Origin of the sequence: Burkholderia reimsis (genome assembly GCF_003294055.1) — a bacterium.
Classification (GTDB): domain Bacteria; phylum Pseudomonadota; class Gammaproteobacteria; order Burkholderiales; family Burkholderiaceae; genus Burkholderia; species Burkholderia cepacia.
In genome coordinates, this window is sequence record NZ_QMFZ01000014.1 from 91,251 (window position 1) to 109,731 (window position 18,481).

General features: G+C 66.3%; 15 protein-coding genes and 1 pseudogene. 4 read left to right on the top strand and 12 right to left on the bottom strand.

The features are described 5' to 3' along the window. Positions 1-9: 9 nt before the first annotated feature. From ptsP to DPV79_RS18010, 7 genes are all read right to left on the bottom strand, one after another. A complete protein-coding gene (ptsP, locus tag DPV79_RS17980) occupies positions 10-1,782 on the bottom strand; it encodes a phosphoenolpyruvate--protein phosphotransferase (protein ID WP_021163156.1) in 1,773 nt (590 codons plus the stop codon). A gap of 210 nt (positions 1,783-1,992) precedes the next feature. Then, positions 1,993-2,262, bottom strand: a complete 270-nt coding sequence (locus DPV79_RS17985) for an HPr family phosphocarrier protein (protein ID WP_006477716.1) — start codon at positions 2,260-2,262, stop codon at positions 1,993-1,995. A 73-nt stretch (positions 2,263-2,335) separates the two neighbouring features. Continuing rightward, positions 2,336-2,806, bottom strand: coding sequence for a PTS sugar transporter subunit IIA (locus DPV79_RS17990; protein ID WP_021163157.1), 471 nt, complete (start codon positions 2,804-2,806; stop codon positions 2,336-2,338). A 230-nt stretch (positions 2,807-3,036) separates the two neighbouring features. Beyond that, positions 3,037-3,993: a glutathione synthase gene (gene gshB / locus DPV79_RS17995; protein ID WP_113046079.1), complete on the bottom strand. Its 957-nt coding sequence runs from the start codon at positions 3,991-3,993 to the stop codon at positions 3,037-3,039. 26 nt (positions 3,994-4,019) lie between these two features. Beyond that, the gene (gshA, locus tag DPV79_RS18000; RefSeq protein WP_021164335.1) at positions 4,020-5,309 is read right to left on the bottom strand and encodes a glutamate--cysteine ligase; all 1,290 of its coding nucleotides are present in this window, start codon (positions 5,307-5,309) and stop codon (positions 4,020-4,022) included. A 243-nt stretch (positions 5,310-5,552) separates the two neighbouring features. Further along, entirely contained in the window at positions 5,553-7,067 is a 1,515-nt protein-coding gene (locus tag DPV79_RS18005; protein WP_059489822.1) for an ammonium transporter, read from the bottom strand. A 37-nt stretch (positions 7,068-7,104) separates the two neighbouring features. Next, entirely contained in the window at positions 7,105-7,443 is a 339-nt protein-coding gene (locus tag DPV79_RS18010) for a P-II family nitrogen regulator (RefSeq protein WP_027789049.1), read from the bottom strand. A gap of 355 nt (positions 7,444-7,798) precedes the next feature. Between DPV79_RS18010 and DPV79_RS18015 the strand changes: the two genes are divergently transcribed. Further along, entirely contained in the window at positions 7,799-8,050 is a 252-nt protein-coding gene (locus tag DPV79_RS18015) for an accessory factor UbiK family protein (RefSeq protein ID WP_006489451.1), read from the top strand. Between the two features lie 312 nt (positions 8,051-8,362). Beyond that, positions 8,363-9,991 (top strand): YifB family Mg chelatase-like AAA ATPase, encoded by a 1,629-nt coding sequence (locus tag DPV79_RS18020; protein WP_113046080.1) that lies wholly within the window; start codon positions 8,363-8,365, stop codon positions 9,989-9,991. Positions 9,992-10,323: 332 nt separating this feature from the next. On the opposite strand, the gene DPV79_RS18025 is transcribed toward DPV79_RS18020, so the two are convergent. Next, a complete protein-coding gene (locus DPV79_RS18025) occupies positions 10,324-10,896 on the bottom strand; it encodes a hypothetical protein (protein ID WP_113046081.1) in 573 nt (190 codons plus the stop codon). 160 nt (positions 10,897-11,056) lie between these two features. Here DPV79_RS18025 and DPV79_RS18030 point away from each other — a divergent pair, with 160 nt between their 5' ends. Further along, positions 11,057-11,593: a TlpA disulfide reductase family protein gene (locus DPV79_RS18030; protein ID WP_027789046.1), complete on the top strand. Its 537-nt coding sequence runs from the start codon at positions 11,057-11,059 to the stop codon at positions 11,591-11,593. A 97-nt stretch (positions 11,594-11,690) separates the two neighbouring features. Here DPV79_RS18030 and DPV79_RS18035 read toward each other — a convergent pair whose 3' ends face one another. The 4 genes from DPV79_RS18035 to DPV79_RS42130 form a co-directional block, all read right to left on the bottom strand. Beyond that, positions 11,691-13,046 carry a sigma-54-dependent transcriptional regulator gene (locus DPV79_RS18035; protein WP_027789045.1) on the bottom strand — a complete coding sequence of 452 codons (1,356 nt, stop codon included), beginning with the start codon at positions 13,044-13,046 and terminating at the stop codon, positions 11,691-11,693. A gap of 95 nt (positions 13,047-13,141) precedes the next feature. Next, positions 13,142-15,151, bottom strand: a complete 2,010-nt coding sequence (locus DPV79_RS18040; RefSeq protein WP_059709330.1) for a sensor histidine kinase — start codon at positions 15,149-15,151, stop codon at positions 13,142-13,144. A gap of 4 nt (positions 15,152-15,155) precedes the next feature. Beyond that, entirely contained in the window at positions 15,156-16,445 is a 1,290-nt protein-coding gene (locus DPV79_RS18045; protein WP_059489813.1) for a dicarboxylate/amino acid:cation symporter, read from the bottom strand. 489 nt (positions 16,446-16,934) lie between these two features. Next, entirely contained in the window at positions 16,935-17,405 is a 471-nt protein-coding gene (locus tag DPV79_RS42130) for a hypothetical protein (RefSeq protein WP_133295681.1), read from the bottom strand. Positions 17,406-17,765: 360 nt separating this feature from the next. On the opposite strand from DPV79_RS42130, the pseudogene DPV79_RS18050 reads away from it, so the two are divergent. After that, positions 17,766-18,128: pseudogene (locus DPV79_RS18050) on the top strand (transposase); the annotation flags it as partial. Positions 18,129-18,481: the final 353 nt, after the last annotated feature.

The window sequence follows — 18,481 nt, forward strand, 5'->3', positions numbered from 1 at the left end:
CTTGGGCGCCTATGCGGCCGCATCCGCGCGCGGCTCGGCGACCGACAGGCGCTGCAGCGCGGCCTGCACTTCCTCCGGCTCGAACGCGGCGAGCACGTCGGCCGTCGGCTTTTCGAGCGCCTTCAGGTGTGCGCGCAGGATCTCCTGCTTCACGACGAGCAGCTGGCTCGGGTGCATCGAGAACTCGGTGAGCCCCATCCCGAGCAGCAGGCGCGTAAGCGCCGGATCGCCCGCCATCTCCCCGCACACCGACACGGATACCCCCGCGCGCTTCGCTTCGCGCAACGTATAGGCGATCAGGTGCAGCACGGCCGGGTGCAGCGGGTCGTACAGGTGCGCGACCGCGTTGTCCGCACGGTCGATCGCGAGCGTGTACTGGATCAGGTCGTTCGTGCCGATCGACAGGAAATCGAACCGCTTCAGGAACAGCGGCAGCGCGATCGCCGCGGCCGGGATCTCGATCATCGCGCCGATGCGCACGTTCGGATCGTACGCGAGCCCCGCGTCGTCGAGCTGGCGCTTCGCCTCGCGGATCAGGTCGAGCGTCTGGTCGATCTCCTGCGCGTGCGCGAGCATCGGGATCAGGATCTTCACCTGGCCGAACGCGGACGCACGCAGGATCGCACGCAACTGCGTGAGGAACATCTGCGGCTCGGACAGGCTCCAGCGGATCGCGCGCAGGCCGAGCGCGGGGTTCGGCGCCGTCTCGTAGCCCTCGTCGAGCGCCTCGAGCGGCTTGTCCGCGCCGACGTCGATCGTGCGGATCGTCACCGGCATGCCCTTCATCCACTCGACGGCCCGCTTGTAGGCGGCGAACTGCTCCTCCTCTTCCGGCATCTCCTTCTGATGCATGAACAGGAACTCGGAACGGAACAGCCCGACGCCGACCGCGCCGGCCTCGACGGCCGCCTTCGCGTCGTCGGGCAGCTCGATGTTCGCGTACAGGTCGATCTTGGTGCCGCACAACGTTTGCGTCGGCGAGAACTTCAGACGCTGCAGCTTGCGTTGCTCCAGCAGCTTCTCGGACTGCCGGTACGAATACTCCTCGAGGACGATCGGCGCCGGATCGACGATCACGATGCCCTGGTCGCCGTCGACGATGATCAGGTCGTCCTGGCGGATCAGCGCGCTCGCGTGCTGCACGCCGACCGCGGCCGGAATGCCGAGGCTGCGCGCGACGATCGCCGTGTGCGACGTGCGGCCGCCGAGGTCGGTGACGAACGCCTGGAACGACTGCGACTTGAACTGCATCATGTCGGCCGGCGCGATGTCGTGCGCGACGACGATCATCTCGTTCGTGCCGTTCGCGGCCGCGCGGTCGAGCGCCTGCGACGCGGACGGTGCACCGGCGAGCGCCTTCAGCACGCGCTCGACCACCTGCTCGATGTCGGCCTTGCGCTCGCGCAGGTATTCGTCCTCGATGTCGTCGAAGTGACGCGTGAGCAGCTCGAGCTGCTCGGTCAGCGCCCACTCGACGTTGTAGCGGCGCGTGCGGATCAGGTCGATGGTTTCCTGCACGAGCATCTCGTCGCCCAGGATCATCGCGTGGACGTCGATGAATGCACCGACCTCGCTCGGGGTGTCGTCGGTCAGGTCGGCGCGCAGCGCCTCGAGTTCGTGATGCACGACATCGAGCGCCGTGCGGAAGCGCTCGACCTCGGCATCGGTCTGGTTTGCGTCGATCAGGTAATGGGCGACGTCGAGCGCCGCCGGCGCGATCAGGTACGCTCGCCCGATCGCGATACCTCGTGAGACGGGAATGCCATGCAGCGTGAAGGACACGCGCACCTCCTCTGTACAAGTAAAGCCGCGGCACACTGCTGCGATGCGCTTATGACCCCGGTTAGCGATTATAAATTCCGCGACTCCCCGCTGACTGCATGCACCGCAGCATTGCGCATTCCGCATCAATGCTTCCGACGAAAAAAATGCCGCGGAATCCGCGGCATTCTGACTGGAAACGGCAACGATCCCGTGCGCGGCACGCGCGGATCACTGGCCTTCGCCGAATTTGTCCGCGATCAGTTTCAGCAGTGCGTCCATCGCTTCCCGCTCGTCGGGCCCTTCGGTCTCGATCGTCACGGTGCTGCCGATGCCCGCCGCCAGCATCATCACGCCCATGATGCTCTTCGCGTTGATCTTGCGCCCGTTGCGCGTCATCCAGACTTCCGACTGGAAGTTACCGGCCAGTTGCGTAAGCTTGGCCGATGCGCGCGCATGGAGCCCCAATTTATTGACGATGGTGGTTTCTTGTTGAAGCATGATTCTCGGTCGGGTCGGTCGGGATCGCCGGCGGCGCGCGCCGGCGGTGCTGTCTAAAACGGAAAACGGGAAATCAGTGCGACTCGGTGCGCGGTTGCGGTTCCGGCGGAATCGGCGCGCACTGGCCGCAGCCGGTTTCCGTCGGCGGCGGCGGCGTGCCGGCCGACACTTCGTGGACGCCCTTCGCGCCGCCGGACAGCGCCTTGTCGACGAGCTTGTCGAGCGGCACGGTGCGGTAGCAGACGGCCCGCACGAGCATCGGCAGGTTCACGCCCGCCAGCACGCGCACGTTGTCGAGCTTCGCGAGCTGGCCGGCGATGTTCGCCGGCGTCGCGCCGTACATGTCGGTCAGCACGACCACGCCGTTGTCTTCCCGGAGCCGCGCGAGCTCCGCATGCGCGAACGCCATCACCTGAGCCGGATCGCTGTCCGCCATCACGTCGATACAGCCGATGCGGGCGGGCACGCCGCCATAGATGTGCGCGATGCAGTCCCGCAGCGCGGTGGCGAGCGGGGCGTGCGCGATGATCAGGATCCCGGCCATGTCAGATCGCTCCCGGCCGCCCCTGGCGGGCCGATACCCCGCGGCGGGGCAATGAGCGTAGCGAGTGTGGGAAACGTTTCATGGTCAGCCTTGCAACAGTTTCGGCCCGACCGCCGGGCCTTTGGTGCGCGATCGCGGCACCGGGCAAGCGGGCATTGTAGCAGGCCGGTCGAACTGCTCCGGCGACGGGGGACCTGCGCGGCCGCCGCCGGGGTTGCGCGGGAGACGGCCTACGCGGCCGCACGCTCCAGCGCGTCGATGAACATCGCGGCAACGTCGAAGCCCGTCTGCTCCATGATCTCGCGGAAGCACGTCGGGCTCGTGACGTTCACCTCGGTCAGCCAGTCGCCGATCGCATCGAGGCCGACCAGCAACAGCCCGCGCGCCGCGAGCACGGGCCCGAGCGTGTCGGCGATCTCGCGATCGCGCGCGGTCAGCGGCTGCGCGACCCCGAGCCCGCCCGCCGCGAGATTGCCGCGCACCTCGCTGCCCTGCGGAATCCGCGCGAGCGAATACGGCACCGGCTCGCCCGCGATCAGCAGAATGCGTTTGTCGCCGGCCTTGATCTCGGGAATGAACTTCTGGATCATCAGCGAGCGCGTGCCGTCATGGCCGAGCATCTCGATGATCGCACCGAGGTTCATGCCGTCGGCCTTCACGCGGAACACGCCCATCCCGCCCATCCCGTCGAGCGGCTTCACGATCACGTCGCCGTGCTCGGCGTGGAAGGCGCGCAGGCGCGCCGCATCGCGCGTGACGAGCGTCGGCGCGACGAATTGCGGAAACTCGCCGATCGCGAGCTTTTCCGAGTGATCGCGAATCGACTGCGGCTTGTTGAATACGCGCGCGCCCGCCCGTTCGGCAAGCTCGAGCATCCACGTGGCCGTTACGTATTCCATGTCGAACGGCGGATCCTTGCGCATCAGCACCGCGCCGAACGACGTCAGCGCACGCGACTCGTGAGCGGCCACCTCGTACCACGGTTCGCGGTGCAGGTCGGCCGTGTCGCCGACGATCGTCACGCGCTGCACGTCCGCCTCGACACCGCTCCCCGTCCATGCGAGCTGGTGCGGCTGGCACGCGTACACCGCATGCCCGCGCCGCGCGGCCTCGGCCATCATCGCGTAGGTCGAATCCTTGTAGATCTTGAAGCGCTCGAGCGGGTCGGCGATAAAGAGAATGTCCATGAGGTCCTGTACTTGGCGAAGGTCCGTTATACCTGGATGGCTTCGGGGTCGGTCTTTTCCAGTTCGATCGACGACGCGATCAGCGACAGCCGCGCGACGACGCCGTACATGTAGAAACGGTTCGGCGGCGCGGCACCCGGCTTCGCACCGGCATCCGGCAGCGCGGTGTGCTCGAAGCCGAGCGGCACGTAGTGCATGCCGGGCGCGTTCAGGTTCTGGTCGCGCTCGCGGCCGGCGTGCGTGCGGTAGAAGCCGCCGACCACGTAGCGGTCGATCATGTATACAACGGGCTCGGCCACTTCGTCGCCGACGCGCTCGAACGTATACACGCCTTCCTGCACGATCACGTCGCGCACCGCGAGGCCGGCCTTCGACTCGGCCATCTGCGCGCGCTCGGCCTTCGACATCCGGCCGATCTCGGCCGCGTCGTGCACGGTCATCACGCCGCGCCCCGCCGTGCCCGCGTCGGCCTTCACGACGACGTACGGCTTCTCGCTGATCCCGTATTCGCGGTACTTGCGCGCGATCTTCTTCAGCACGCCGTCGATCGCGTCGGCGAGCGCCTGTTCGCCTTCATGCGCCTGCCAGTCGACGCCTTCCACGTGCGCGAAATACGGATTCACCATCCACGGATCGACGCCGACCATCTTCGCGAACTTCTTCGCGACGTCGTCGTAGCACGCGAAGTGCGTCGACTTGCGGCGCACGGCCCAGCCCGCGTGCAGCGGCGGCAGCAGGTACTGTTCGTGCAGGTTTTCCAGCACGGCCGGGATGCCGGCCGACAGGTCGTTGTTCAGCAGGATCGAGCACGGGTCGAAATTCTTCAGGCCGAGGCGGCGCTGCGAACGCTCGAGCGGTTCGAGCACGATCTTCTGGCCGTCGGCCAGCGTGATCGGCGTCATGTCGGTGATGCTCGGGTCGAGCGAGCCGAAGCGCACGTTCAGGCCGGCCTGGCGCATGATCGTCGCGAGGCGCGCGACGTTTTCGAGGTAGAACGCGTTGCGGGTCGGCAGCTCGGGAATCACGAGCAGGTTCTTCGCGTCCGGGCAGATCTTCTCGATCGCGGCCATCGCGGCCTGCACGGCAAGCGGCAGCACTTCGGACGGCAGGTTGTTGAACGCGCCGGGAAACAGGTTCGCGTCGACAGGCGCCAGCTTGAAGCCGGCATTGCGCAGGTCCACCGAACAATAGAACGGCGGGGTGTGTTCCTGCCATTCGAGCCTGAACCAGCGTTCGATCGCAGGCGTCGCGTCGAGGATCTTCTGCTCGAGTTCGAGCAGCGGACCGTTCAACGCCGTAACGAGGTGGGGAACCATGAATCACTCGCGAGCGGGAGAATGAAGATTGTAGAGCAATTGCCCTGCCCATTTGGGGATTGTTCCCGGCTTCACAAGGATATGCAGGAAGTTTTCGGCTATTGACCCGATAGAGTGAAGGGTTATCCGCTACGTCAGTGCGTGACAGGAGAAAAAAAGCCCGCCGGGTGGGCGGGCCGAAGTCGCTGCGCTCATTCGGGGCGGGCGCCGTCGTCGCGGCGGCCCGCCATTGATTCGTGTGACTTATTCCACGTGCTCGCCGTGCAGGATCACGTCGAGACCTTCGCGCTCTTCCTCTTCGGACACGCGCAGGCCCATCGTCAGGTCGATCAGCTTCAGCAGCACGAAGCTCAGCACGCCGCTGTAGACCAGCGTGATCAGCACGCCCTTCGCCTGCAGCAGCAGGCTGCCGTCGGCGCCGCCGATGTCCTTGACCGCGAACACACCCGTCAGCAGCGCGCCGAGAATCCCGCCGATGCCGTGCACGCCGAACGCGTCGAGCGAATCGTCGTAGCCGAGCTTCGACTTGAGCCAGGTCGCCGACCAGAAGCAGACGACGCCGGCGGCGATGCCGATCACCAGTGCGCCCGCCACGCCGACGAAACCGGCGGCCGGCGTGATCGCCACGAGACCCGCGACCGCGCCCGACACGATGCCGAGCACCGACGGCTTGCCCTTCGCGATCCACTCGGCAAACATCCAGCCGAGCGCCGCGCAGGCGGTCGCCACTTGCGTGGTCAGCATCGCGAAGCCGGCACGGCCGTCAGCGGCAACCGCGGAGCCCGCGTTGAAGCCGAACCAGCCGACCCACAGCATCGAGCCGCCGATCATCGTCAGCACGAGGTTGTGCGGCGCCATCGATTCGCGGCCGTAGCCGACGCGCTTGCCGAGCACGAGGCACGACACGAGGCCCGCGATACCGGCGTTGATGTGCACCACCGTGCCGCCCGCGAAGTCGAGCACGCCGTCGGCCGACAGCCAGCCGGTCGGCTCCCACACCATGTGCGCGACCGGCACGTAGACGATCAGCGACCAGAGCGTCATGAACACGAGCATCGCCGAGAACTTCATGCGATCGGCGAACGCGCCGCAGATCAGCGCCGGCGTGATGATCGCGAACGTCATCTGGTAGACGAAGTAGACCGATTCCGGAATCGTCGTCGCGAGATGGCTGACGGTCAGCGTCGTCGCCTTGTCGCCCTTGATGTAGTTCATGCCGTGCAGGAATGCACGCGACAGGCCGCCGATGAAGCCGTTGCCCGGCGTGAACGCGAGGCTGTAGCCGACCACCGTCCACAGCACCGTGATCACCGCGGTGATCGCGAAGCTCTGCATCACGGTCGCGAGCACGTTCTTCTTGCGGACCATGCCCGCGTAGAACAGCGCGAGGCCCGGGATCGTCATGAACAGCACGAGCGCGGTCGACGTCAGCATCCACGCGGTGTCGCCCGCGCTGATCTTCGACGAATCGACCGAGAACGGTGCGGTCGGCGCAGCCGGTGCGGCCGGCGCGGACGCGGCGGCGGCGGCCGATGCGTCGGCGGCGCCCGAAGCCGGTGCGGCGGCAGCGGCCGGTGCAGATGCATCGGTTGCGGCCGGTGCCGAAGCAGCCGGCGCGGCGGCAGCCGAGGCGTCGGAAGCCGTCGCGGCGGGCGCGGACGCAGCGGCGGCGGACGCCGCGTCGTCGGCGAGCGCGGAGCCGACGCCTGCCGCGATCAGCGAGCCGGCCATCAGCAGGGACATCAGAAGTTTGCGCATCTTGGGTTTCCTCTTGTCGCTTGTCTTGTCTGTTCTGTTACAGCGCGTCTGCGCCCGTCTCCCCGGTGCGAATCCGGATCACCTGTTCGATCGCCGTGACGAAGATCTTGCCGTCGCCGATCTTGCCGGTGCGCGCGGCCCGCTCGATCGCCTCGACCGCCTGGTCGACGAGATCGTCGGACACCGCTGCCTCGATCTTCATCTTCGGCAGGAAATCGACCACGTATTCGGCGCCGCGATACAGCTCGGTGTGCCCCTTCTGGCGGCCGAACCCTTTTACCTCGGTCACCGTGATTCCCGAGACGCCAAGCGCCGACAGCGCCTCGCGCGTCTCATCGAGCTTGAACGGCTTGATGATTGCGGTAATGAGTTTCATGAAGTCCTCTCGCTGAGTTGTCCCGTCGAATTGGTTGGAATGTTGTAACGGACTCTCCTCAGCAACTCGCATGCCATGTCGGTTCGAGCACCGTTTCAAAGGGCTTCATCAAGGGGTCGCATCCCGCGATGTAAGGTGCGCAAGCCCGGCCGAATGGCCAACGCGGGCGGGTTTGCTGGCGCGGCGAAAGGAACGTTGCTAGAGTGCACGCACGTCCCGGGTCACCGGGCCATTCACCCATGCCGGCGCCATGCCCGGAATTCGCGCCCCCGGCGCACCATTTCCGGTCATGCGTGCATCATGGGCACGTACGCAACTGAAGATGCACATTTTTTGTGCAAGGAAGGGGAATCACATGAAGCAACCCAGCGACGTTTTCAACGATCTGCAGTCGCGCGTCAGCGATCTGCTGAAAAACTCGCCGGCCAAGGACGTCGAGCGCAACGTGAAGGCCATGCTGTCGCAAGGCTTTTCGAAACTCGACCTCGTCACGCGCGAGGAATTCGACACGCAGGCGCAAGTGCTCGCCCGCACCCGTGTGCGCCTCGAGGAACTCGAAAAGCGCGTCGCCGAACTCGAGCAGAAGCTCGCCGCGCCGCAAGCCTGACGCCCCACCCGGCCGCAAGGTCCGGGCGCGGGCCGCCTCGTGCGGCCCGCGTCCGGCAACCCTGAAAACCTGAAGTCGCGCGACCGCACCTCGTCGTCCGTCGTTCTGCGCAGCACCTCCGCTCTTCGCTGTCCCTCGTTATTCGCAGCACCCCGCTCTTCGTAGTCCATCGCTCTTCGCAGCACCCCGTTCTTCGCTGTCCCTCGTTCTTTCCTCGCGCCACGCCGGCAAGCGCGCACCGATTTCTCCGATTACCGCGGTACGCGGCCACGAACAGCGTCGCCCGTCCGTCTTGTTTACAGGAGCCTCGCCATGTCGCTCGCCGTGGTGCGCAGTCGCGCGCCCGCCTCCGGCCGTGCGCCGGACGTCACCGTCGAAGTCCATCTCGCCAACGGGTTGCCGTCGTTCTCGATCGTCGGCCTGCCCGATCTCGAGGTCCGCGAAAGCCGCGAGCGCGTGCGTGCCGCGCTGCAGAACTGCGGCTTCGAATTTCCGGTGCGCCGCATCACCGTCAACCTCGCGCCGGCCGACCTGCCGAAGGAGTCGGGGCGGTTCGACCTGCCGATCGCCCTCGGCATCCTCGCCGCGAACGGCCAGATCCCGGCCGACGCACTGGCCGGCCGCGAATTCGCGGGCGAACTGTCGCTGACCGGCGCGCTGCGGCCGATGCGCGGCGCGTTCGCGATGGCGTGCGGGGTCGCGCGGGACTGGCAGGTCGCGGAAAGCGGTGCGGCTTCCGGTTCACGCGCCGGCGCGCTTTCCGGCTCGGGCAACGGCGATCAACGGGCCGCCCCCGATCCGGCCGCCGTCGCGTCAGATGCTCCCGAGCTGTACCTGCCGCTCGCCAGCGCCGCCGAGGCGGCGCTCGTGCCGGGCGTCACCGTGTTCGGTGCGCCGGACCTGCCCGCGCTGTGCGCCCACCTCGCCGGCACGCCCGACGCCGGGCTCGCACCGGTCGCGGCACCGTGCCTCGACGGCCTGCCGATGCCGGCCGCCCCCGATCTCGCCGACGTGGTCGGCCAGCGCGGTGCCCGCCGCGCGCTGGAAGTCGCGGCCGCGGGCGGCCATCACATGCTGATGGTCGGGCCGCCGGGCGCCGGCAAGTCGATGCTGGCCGCACGGCTGCCGGGCCTCCTGCCGCCGCTGACCGACGACGAGGCGCTGACGTCGGCGGCGCTCCTCTCCGCCAGCCGCGTCGGCTTTTCACCGGCACAGTGGCGCCGGCGGCCTTTCCGTGCCCCGCATCATTCGTCGAGCGCCGCCGCGCTGGTCGGCGGCCGCAACCCGCCGCAACCGGGCGAAATCACGCTCGCCCATCTCGGCGTGCTGTTTCTCGACGAGCTCCCGGAATTCGACCGGCACGTGCTCGAAATGCTGCGCGAGCCGCTGGAAGCCGGCCGCATCACGATCTCGCGCGCGGCGCAGCAGGCCGACTTTCCCGCCGCGTGCCAGCTGATCGCCGCGATGAACCCCTGCCCGTGCGGCTGGCACGGCGATCCGTCTGGCCGCTGCCGCTGCACGCCGGACGTCGCCGCGCGCTACCTGCGCAAGCTGTCGGGGCCGCTCGTCGATCGCATCGATATCCAGATCGACCTGCCCGCGCTGTCGCCGGCCGAACTCGCGTCGCGCGCGACGGCGCCCGGCGAGCCGAGTGCCGCGGTGGCCGCCCGGGTCGCACACGCGCGTGCGCTGCAACTCGACCGGCAGGGCAAGACGAATCACATGCTGAGCGGCCGCGAAACCGACGACCTGTGCCGGCCGACCGACGAAGGCGAGCGGCTGCTGCGCGAGGCCGGCGAGCGTTTCGGCTGGTCGGCGCGCGCGTATTTCCGTGTGCTGAAGGTCGCGCGGACGATCGCCGACCTGGCCGGCGACCCGCTGCCGACGGCCGCGCAAATCGCCGAGGCGATCCGCTACCGACGCGCGCTGACGGCGCTGTGAGTGCCCTCGGAGGACAAAATCCGGCTGTCAAGACTTGACTTATGCACAATTCCACCAATCCGGCCCCGGATCGGGGCTCGGCGGGACCTTTGCAGCACGGAATCCGTATCTCGTTGTTTTGATTGCCTTTTCCCAAAACGCGAGCGAGCGACCAAATGGGCCGGAAGGCCGTCCCGCGCGGCTTGGCGGGAAATTCGGGCAACTTTTCAACAAAGTTATCCACATGCGCTGTGGATAGCCGAAAAAACCTCGCAAAATCCGGCGACTAGCGCCGAAAGTTGCGAACGAACTTTCAGTTGTCAGGGGGTGCCCCGGCGCGCTCGCCGATGCCGTCAGTCGAGCTTGAACGACCCGAAAAACTGGTCGAGCTGCTCCTGGGCAAGCGGCCCGTCGGCAATCACGACGGCCTGGTACGCATGCCGGCCGCGCGCGACAAGCCGCGCGACGATCGTCTTGCGCGCGCGATCGCCGCCGGCGGCCGCGCCCGCGATGCGCAGCTCGAACCCGTTCACCGCGCCGCCGGCCGCAAGCGGCACCGGCACCGCAGCCGTCTGCGGCGCGCCGGCGAGGTTGCGCGACAGCCCGGTGCGCAGGAACTCGAGCGCCGCGCGGCGCGTGTCGTCGCTGTCGTCCGGCAGCGTCAGCGTGCCGACCGCGAACACCGCGCCGTCCACGTGCGCGGCCTGCATCCGCATCGGCATCGACGCGCCGCCGATCGCCACCGGCTGCTGCTCGACGGTCGGCTTCGCCGGCAGGTCGACGGTGTAGCCGGCGTCGTTGTGCAGCGTGCGCCAGTCGTACGACGGCGAGCACGCGGCCAGCGCGACGCTGATGCACGCGAGCGCGGCGAAGTGTCGCAGCGGACGAAAAAGGGGGCGCAACGAATCGGTGACTTCCTTCGGCATGGCGTGGAGCGGGCAGGCAAAACGGGCATTATCCGCCGAACGTGAATTCCGGGATGCGCGGCCGCCGTCGGTGCACATCCTGCATTCGCGCTAAAATGAGCGCCGAATTTCGATGTCCTTTGCTTCGATCCGCGTCATCGACCGACTCCGAGAGCTCCAGATGAACACCACGCCTCCCGCCCGGCGCAGCGCCGGCCCCGTCCGCTACATCGTCGCCGCCGCCGTCGTCGCGGCGATCGCCGTTGCCGGCTTCTTCGCGTTCAACGGCAAGTCCACCGTGCCGGACGCCACGTTCACGCTGCTGTCGGGCCAGAAGGTCTCGACCGCAGGCGACCTGAAAGGGAAGGTCTATCTCGTGAACTTCTGGGCGACGAGCTGCGCGACCTGCATGCAGGAAATGCCGCAGATGGTCGATACCTACAATCGCTTCAAGGGTCAGGGGCTGGAATTCGTCGCGGTCGCGATGAACTACGATCCGCCGATGTACGTCGCGAACTACGCGCAGACGCGCCAGCTGCCGTTCAAGGTCGCGCTCGACGACGGCAGCGTCGCGAAGCAGTTCGGCAACGTGCAGCTCACGCCGACGACCTTCGTCGTCGACAAGGACGGCAAGATCCTGAAGCGCTACGTCGGCGCACCGCAGTTCGCGGAACTCGACGCACTGCTCAAGAAGGCACTCGACAGCAACGCGGCCTGAGCGCCGCCCGATCCGGCTCGAAGGGGCGCGCGCCGCGCCCTTCCCCGCACGACGGACCGCACGACCGGGCAACCCGGTTCCGCGGTCCGTTCGCTTTTCAGCGCTCGGTTTCGCCTTTTGCCGACAGCCCGTAGCGTTTCATCTTCTCGTACAGCGTCGCCTTGCCGACATGCAGCCGGTCGGCCGTCGCGGCGACCGCGCCGCCCGTCTGGTTCAGCGCTTCGGCGATCACCGCGCGCTCGAATTGCTCGATGCGCTCCTTCAGCGTCTGCTCGTTGTCGGCGTCGCCGCCGTTCGCGCCCGTCTCCTGCGGCATGTCGGCCACGCCGAGCACGAAGCGGTCGGCCGCGTTGCGCAGCTCGCGCACGTTGCCGGGCCAGTCGCGCTGCATCAGGCTCGCGCGCTGCCGGTCGGTCAGCACCGGCGCGGGCCGCGCGTAACGCACGGCCGCGTCGAGCATGAAGTGCTCGAACAGCGGCACGATGTCCTCGCGGCGCTCGGCAAGCGGCGGCAGCGCGATCGTCACGACGTTGAGCCGGTAAAGCAGGTCGCGCCGGAACGTGCCGGCCGCGACGAGCTCGCTCATGTCGCCCTTCGCGGCCGCGACGACGCGGCAGTTCACGCGAATCGGCTGGTTCGAGCCGAGCCGCTCCAGCACGCCGTCCTGCAGCACGCGCAGCAGCTTCACCTGCAGCGCGAGCGGCATGCTTTCGATTTCATCGAGGAACAAGGTGCCGCCGGATGCGTACTCGAGCTTGCCGACCCGACGCTTCGCGGCGCCGGTAAACGCGCCGGGCTCGTAGCCGAACATCTCCGATTCGAACATCGGCTCGGGCAGCGCGCCGCAGTTCACCGCGATGAACGGCTTGTCGCGACGCGGCGACAGCTCGTGCAGGCTGCGCGCGATCAGCTCCTTGCCGGCCCCCGTGTCGCCGTTGATCAGCACCGACGCGTCGGTCGGCGCGACGTTCGCGATCAGCTTGCGCACCTGCTCGATCGCGGGGCTGCGGCCGATGATGCGCGGCGCGACCACGTTCTGCCCGGCAAGCTCGCGCCGCAGCGCGTGGTTCTCGAGCACCAGCTCGCGCCGCTCGAGCGCACGGCGCACCGTCTCGATCAGGCGCTCGGCCGCGAACGGTTTTTCGATGAAGTCGTATGCGCCGTCGCGCATCGCCTGCACGGCCATCGAGATGTCGCCGTGCCCCGTGACGAGGATCACGGGCACGTCGGGCACGCGCTCGCGGCACTGCGCGAGCACGTCGAGCCCGCTCGCGCCGGGCAGCCGGATGTCGCTGACGATCGCGCCGGCGGTATCCGCGACGATCGCCTTCTCGGCTGCCTCGGCCGACTCGAAGCCGGCGACGTCGAACCCCGCCAGCTGAAGGCTCTGCACGCTTGCCCGGCGAACGAGCGCATCGTCTTCGATATAGATCACTTGCAGGCGGTTGGCCATCGTACTCACTTGCTCCTGACGGGCCGCACGGCGGCAGCGCGCGCGGCGTCGGTTGATACCGATCGTGCACCGATCGGGCGGGCGGCATGGCGCGCCTAGCGCGAGCCCGCCGGCTCGGACACGGAGTCCGGATGATGCGTGCGGGCGCGCCGCAGCGTCAAGACGAACAGCGCGCCGCCCGACGGCGCGTTGCGCGCGGTCAGCGCGCCGCCCGCGTCGCTCGCGATCGACGACGAGATCGCGAGCCCGAGCCCGAGCCCGCGCCCCATTTCCTTGGTCGTGAAGAACGGCTCGAACAGGCGCGGCAGCAGGTCGGGCGCGATGCCGGAGCCGTTGTCGCGCACCTCGATCGCGAGCGTCGCGGCCGACACCGCGACCGTCACCTCGATCGCTGGCGCCGCCACACCGGCGACCGCGTCGAGCGCGTTGCCGAGCAGGTTGATCAGCACCTGTTCGAGGCGCAGGTCCTCGCAGCGCGCGACGAGCTCGGGATAGTCGCGCGCCAGGTCGAGCGGCGCATCGTGCGCGGGCGACACGGTCGCATCCTGCAACGTCAGCGTGAGCGCGACGCCGCGCAGGCGCTCGTCGAGCAACGACAGCACGCTGCGCAGCGCGCGCACGACGAGCGCCTGCTCGTTGCGCGGCTTCGCGCGGCCGACGAACAGCTTCAGCTGGTTCGTGATCTTGCCCATCCGCTCCGTGAGCGCGGCGATCGCCTCGAGGTTCTCGCGCGCGGCCGCCTGCTCTCCGCGATCGAGCAGCACACGCGTGTTGTCCGAGAAACTGCGCAGCGCCGCGAGCGGCTGGTTCAGTTCGTGCGTGATGCCGGCCGCCATCTGGCCAAGCGCGGCGAGCTTGCTCGCCTGGATCAGTTCGTCGTGCGCGGCGCGCAACTCCTGTTCCGCGCGGATCCGGTCGCCGACCTCCTTCTGCAGTTGCTCGTTCGCTTCCGACAGGTCGGCCGTGCGCTCTTCGACGCGCCGGTTCAACTCCGCGTACGCCTGCTGCAGCAGCGCGCGGCCGCGAATCATTTCGCGCACGCGCGCGCGGCGCATCCGCCAGTAGAACGCGAGCAGCGCGACCGACACGAAGCCGAAGCCCGTGACGATCGTCGCGTTGCGCGCGTCGGCGTCGACGGGCGCGATCGGCGCCAGCGTGACGAGCAACCAGTCAGGCTCGCCGATCCGCCGCTTGCTCGCGAGGTAGCGCGGCGCGCGCAGGCCCGCGCCGAGACGCACGATCTCCGCATCGGGGCCCAGCACCTGCTCGATGCGCAGCGGCAACGGCGTGACGGGTTGCTGCGCGTACTGGCGCGTCTCGTAGATCGACGCGGCGACGGGCCCCGTCAGCGGCCGCAGCGTGTGGTACTTCCAGGCGGGCACCGACGACAGGAACACGACGCCGTGGTCGTCCGCGACGACGAGCGGCTCGGACGCATCGGCGCCCTGGAACCATTCGAGGTTGAGCTTCACGACGACGACCCCCGCGATCCTGCCGTCGCGCCACACGGGCTGCGAGATGTAGTAGCCGGGATCGCGCGAGATCGTGCCGATCCCGAAGAAGCGGCCGACCTGGCCGTTCATCGCATCGAGGAAATACGGGCGGAAGCGGTATTCGATCCCGACGAAGCTGTCGGGCGCGCGCCAGTTGCTGGCGGCGACACACAGGCCGTCCGCGCCGATCACGTAGGTGACGGTCGCGTGCGCGTGTTCGTTGAGGTCTTCGAGATAGCGGTTGACGCGTGCGGTGTAGTCGGTGCGCTTCGGCTCGGCGAGCAGGTCCTGCACGTACGGATGGCTGCCAAGCAGATAAGGCAGCGATTCGTAGCGGTCGAGCGTGCTCTTGAGCGCGTTGGTGGTGCGGTCGACGCGCACCGCGGCGTTGCGCTGCAACTCTGCGACGCCGCGCCGCCAGGTGATCGTCCACGTCAGCGTGCACGCCGCGGCGAGCGCGGCGGCAAGCACGACGAGAATGAGCAGGCGGCGCGTCACGGTCGAGGCTTCCTGGCGATGCGGATCGCCTATTGTGTCATAGGCCTCCACCTGCCCGCCCTGGCCGCCGCGGGCCGCACCGCCCGCGGGCGATGCCGCCGCCTGCCCCTTCATGACGTCAGACGCCGGCCGTCTCGGTCGGCGTGACTTCGCCGCCGCCCTTCAGCGCCTGGCGCAGCTTGTTGCGGTCGAGTTCCTTCTCCCAAGCCGACACGACGACCGTCGCGACGCCGTTGCCGACGATGTTGGTCAGCGCGCGGCATTCGCTCATGAAGCGGTCGATGCCGAGGATCAGCACCATGCCCGACAGCGGGATCGTCGGCACGACGGCCAGCGTCGCGGCGAGCGTGATGAAGCCCGCGCCGGTGACACCGCTCGCGCCCTTCGACGTCAGCATCGCGACAGCCAGCAGCGTGAGCTGCTGCATCCACGTCAGTTCGATGTTGGTCGCCTGCGCGATGAACAGCACGGCCATCGTCATGTAGATGTTGGTGCCGTCGAGGTTGAACGAATAGCCGGTCGGCACGACGAGGCCGACGACCGAGCGCGAGCAGCCGGCCTTCTCGAGCTTTTCCATCAGCTGCGGCAGCGCGGCTTCCGACGAGCTCGTGCCGAGCACGATCAGCAGTTCTTCCTTGATGTAGGACACGAAGCGGATGATCGAGAAGCCCGTGACGCGGGCGATCGTGCCGAGCACGACGAGCACGAACACGACCGACGTCAGGTAGAACGTGCCGATCAGCTTGAGCAGCGGCACCAGCGAGCCGACGCCGTACTTGCCGATCGTGAACGCCATCGCGCCGAACGCGCCGATCGGTGCCAGCTTCGTGACGATGTGCACGATGCCGAACAGCACGCGCGTGAGCCCGTCGATGAAGTCGGTGACGACCTTGCCGCGCTCGCCGAGGTGCGCGAGCACGCTGCCGAACAGCAGTGCGATCAGCAGGATCTGCAGGATCTCGCCCTGCGCGAACGCATCGACCATCGTGTTCGGGATGATGTGCATCAGGAAGTCGACCGTCGACTGCCCGTGCGCCTTCGCCGCGTACGACGCGACGGCCTTGCCGTCGAGCGTCGCCGGATCGATGTTGAAGCCGACGCCCGGACGCAGGATGTGCGTGGCCGCGAGGCCGAGCACCAGCGCGAAGGTCGACACGATCTCGAAGTACAGGAGTGCCTTGCCGCCGACGCGGCCCACCTTCTTCATGTCCTCCATGCCGGCGATGCCGGTGACGACCGTACAGAAGATGATCGGGCCGATGACCATCTTGATCAGCTTGATGAAGCCGTCGCCGAGCGGCTTCATGTCGGTGGCGATCGACGGGTAGAAATGGCCGAGGATCACGCCGACGATGATGGCGAAGATCACCTGCACATAGAGCACTTTGTAGAAGGGTTTCTTCTTCACGATGGTTCCTGCTGAAGTAGATGAGCCGATGGAAACGGCGTCACGCGCGCGGACGAATGTCAGGGGAAACAAATCGCCCGCGCGGCTGCCGTGCCGCAACAAGCGATGCCTCAGGACATCCGGAGGGGGAGGAAGGCAGTGGTCATCGGTTGTCTCCTTGCTTGCTGTAGTAGTTCGGCCGGGGGGGGGGATGGCCGTGCGCTTTATATCGCAAGGTCGATGCCAGGTTTCCGTAACCCCTCAAGCCGTTGTTTTCATTGTATTTCTCATAATGCGGCAGGCAAGGAAATCCGGCTTTCCGGATTTCCGGAAAATATCCGTCCGGGGATTCGGACGGATGCAGGGGTTCCGGTGGAGCCCGAGCGACGGGACCAACTGCGCCTACATTCAGCATTTGCCGAAGTGAAGTGTCTCGTCAGATAGCGATCCGCCCCTGTTAATGCTCTAGAGGCCATCATGGTAGCGGTGACGTGGCCCCTGGTTCTTGTCTCACTCTTCAAGCAGTTTTACAGACTTGAGGATTTCCATAAAAATTTCGTAGCTCAGCCCCTCATCCAGGTCGAAGTCTCCATCTCGACGCACCAGGCAATATTGACTCATTGCCACTGTTTCTTTCACGTTTCCAATGACCAACCTGATACATCGGTGCCGATTGTCAAATCGCTCGCAGTGGCCACGACTCGATGCAATGCCTTGGTTATTTTTGTAAAAATCCTCTGCGATCCAGCCGCTCCAATTCGCTCCCGCGATCTCGGATATATGTGCCGCCCCAGATAATCCACACTCCGCCTCTTCCAACTCGCTTGTTGAGATGACAGATCCATTTGCAATTCGACGCAAGCCACTCCTATTCAATGAATTCAGAACATGATCGAGATCCCGCCTGTAGATGTGTAACGCTGGCAATTTTTCGAGTAGATCTGGATTTCTCCGGCCACCAACTAAAGAACCAATCAGCATCGTTGCTCCACTTTGCTCTCGATACGAGTTCGCACAAGGACTGACCTCAGAATCAACAACGGGAGCAAGGACACTCGGAAGGCTAAGTGACAGACCGCAGTTCTGATAAAAACCGTAACGCTGCATCGGCTCACTGCCCTCCGCGGCGGGAAGCCCAAAAAGAAACAGGAAAACGATTACCGAAAGGTGCAAAAAAACTGCGCCAGATCAACCAAATACAATTCGTTTTTGCGCATTACCCCTCACGAAATCTATTAATAAGCAAAGCATAACTCAGGCCTCAACCTGAATTTTTAACACTGAATTCGACGGCATACTCCCCCATCGCCAAAAATAAAGTGGATACATTAAAAAACTCCCGACGCCCAAAGCTCGCCGATCGCGGCGATCCTGACTGGCGCAAACCGTAACGACGTCACGCAATTGACTCCCTTGATCGAGTCGACTGCGCCGCTCAAAGGTGTTCGCGCTCGACCACTGAGCCGTCCCAGACGCGTCTACGCGGATCGTGGTTACGATCACCGACGCATCCTGCACGAACACGGCATTCCAACCAGTATCGTCACGCTCGGGGAACCTCACGGCAGCGGTCTCGTAAAGGTTCGCTGGGTCGTTGCGCGCACGCATGCCTGATTGCATCACGTCCGACGTCCCCGCATCGGTTTTGAGCATCGCGCCGATATCCATCAAGCTTTCCTCGAACTCGGTTGCTGTTTGATCTGATGGAACACCTTGCTGCGGAATTAGCAGTCTTTATGAAACCGTCTCTAACAGGCGGACGACGATCTTCATCGAGTTCTCCTTGCCTCTAGCGTAAGAGAACTCACTTGCCGTTTGGCTACACGATCTGTCTCACGTCCCACCTCCATCTTTGTTTCCCTTATCGGAGCCCCCCGCCGGAGCGAGCCTTCTCGTGGGGCCGACGGATCTGTATCGCACCCCGTCAAAGCGGTAACTTTGGGCCGCTATAAACCCCGCGTTACCCCATCGGATTTCTACGTCTCGCATTCCATGCGAGAAACTAGAGCTGCCCTCGACAGAGTAGCCCCCTGCGGCCAAAACCACTTTGCCAGCAT

Bases quoted from the DNA above. Each gene is read 5' to 3' on its own strand.
- DPV79_RS17985 (WP_006477716.1), bottom strand. From the start codon at position 2,262: ATGCTTCAACAAGAAACCACCATCGTCAATAAATTGGGGCTCCATGCG.
- DPV79_RS17990 (WP_021163157.1), bottom strand. From the start codon at position 2,806: ATGGCCGGGATCCTGATCATCGCGCACGCCCCGCTCGCCACCGCGCTG.
- gshB (WP_113046079.1), bottom strand. From the start codon at position 3,993: ATGGACATTCTCTTTATCGCCGACCCGCTCGAGCGCTTCAAGATCTAC.
- gshA (WP_021164335.1), bottom strand. From the start codon at position 5,309: ATGGTTCCCCACCTCGTTACGGCGTTGAACGGTCCGCTGCTCGAACTC.
- DPV79_RS18005 (WP_059489822.1), bottom strand. From the start codon at position 7,067: ATGCGCAAACTTCTGATGTCCCTGCTGATGGCCGGCTCGCTGATCGCG.
- DPV79_RS18010 (WP_027789049.1), bottom strand. From the start codon at position 7,443: ATGAAACTCATTACCGCAATCATCAAGCCGTTCAAGCTCGATGAGACG.
- DPV79_RS18015 (WP_006489451.1), top strand. From the start codon at position 7,799: ATGAAGCAACCCAGCGACGTTTTCAACGATCTGCAGTCGCGCGTCAGC.
- DPV79_RS18020 (WP_113046080.1), top strand. From the start codon at position 8,363: ATGTCGCTCGCCGTGGTGCGCAGTCGCGCGCCCGCCTCCGGCCGTGCG.
- DPV79_RS18025 (WP_113046081.1), bottom strand. From the start codon at position 10,896: ATGCCGAAGGAAGTCACCGATTCGTTGCGCCCCCTTTTTCGTCCGCTG.
- DPV79_RS18030 (WP_027789046.1), top strand. From the start codon at position 11,057: ATGAACACCACGCCTCCCGCCCGGCGCAGCGCCGGCCCCGTCCGCTAC.
- DPV79_RS18035 (WP_027789045.1), bottom strand. From the start codon at position 13,046: ATGGCCAACCGCCTGCAAGTGATCTATATCGAAGACGATGCGCTCGTT.
- DPV79_RS18040 (WP_059709330.1), bottom strand. From the start codon at position 15,151: ATGAAGGGGCAGGCGGCGGCATCGCCCGCGGGCGGTGCGGCCCGCGGC.
- DPV79_RS42130 (WP_133295681.1), bottom strand. From the start codon at position 17,405: ATGCTGATTGGTTCTTTAGTTGGTGGCCGGAGAAATCCAGATCTACTC.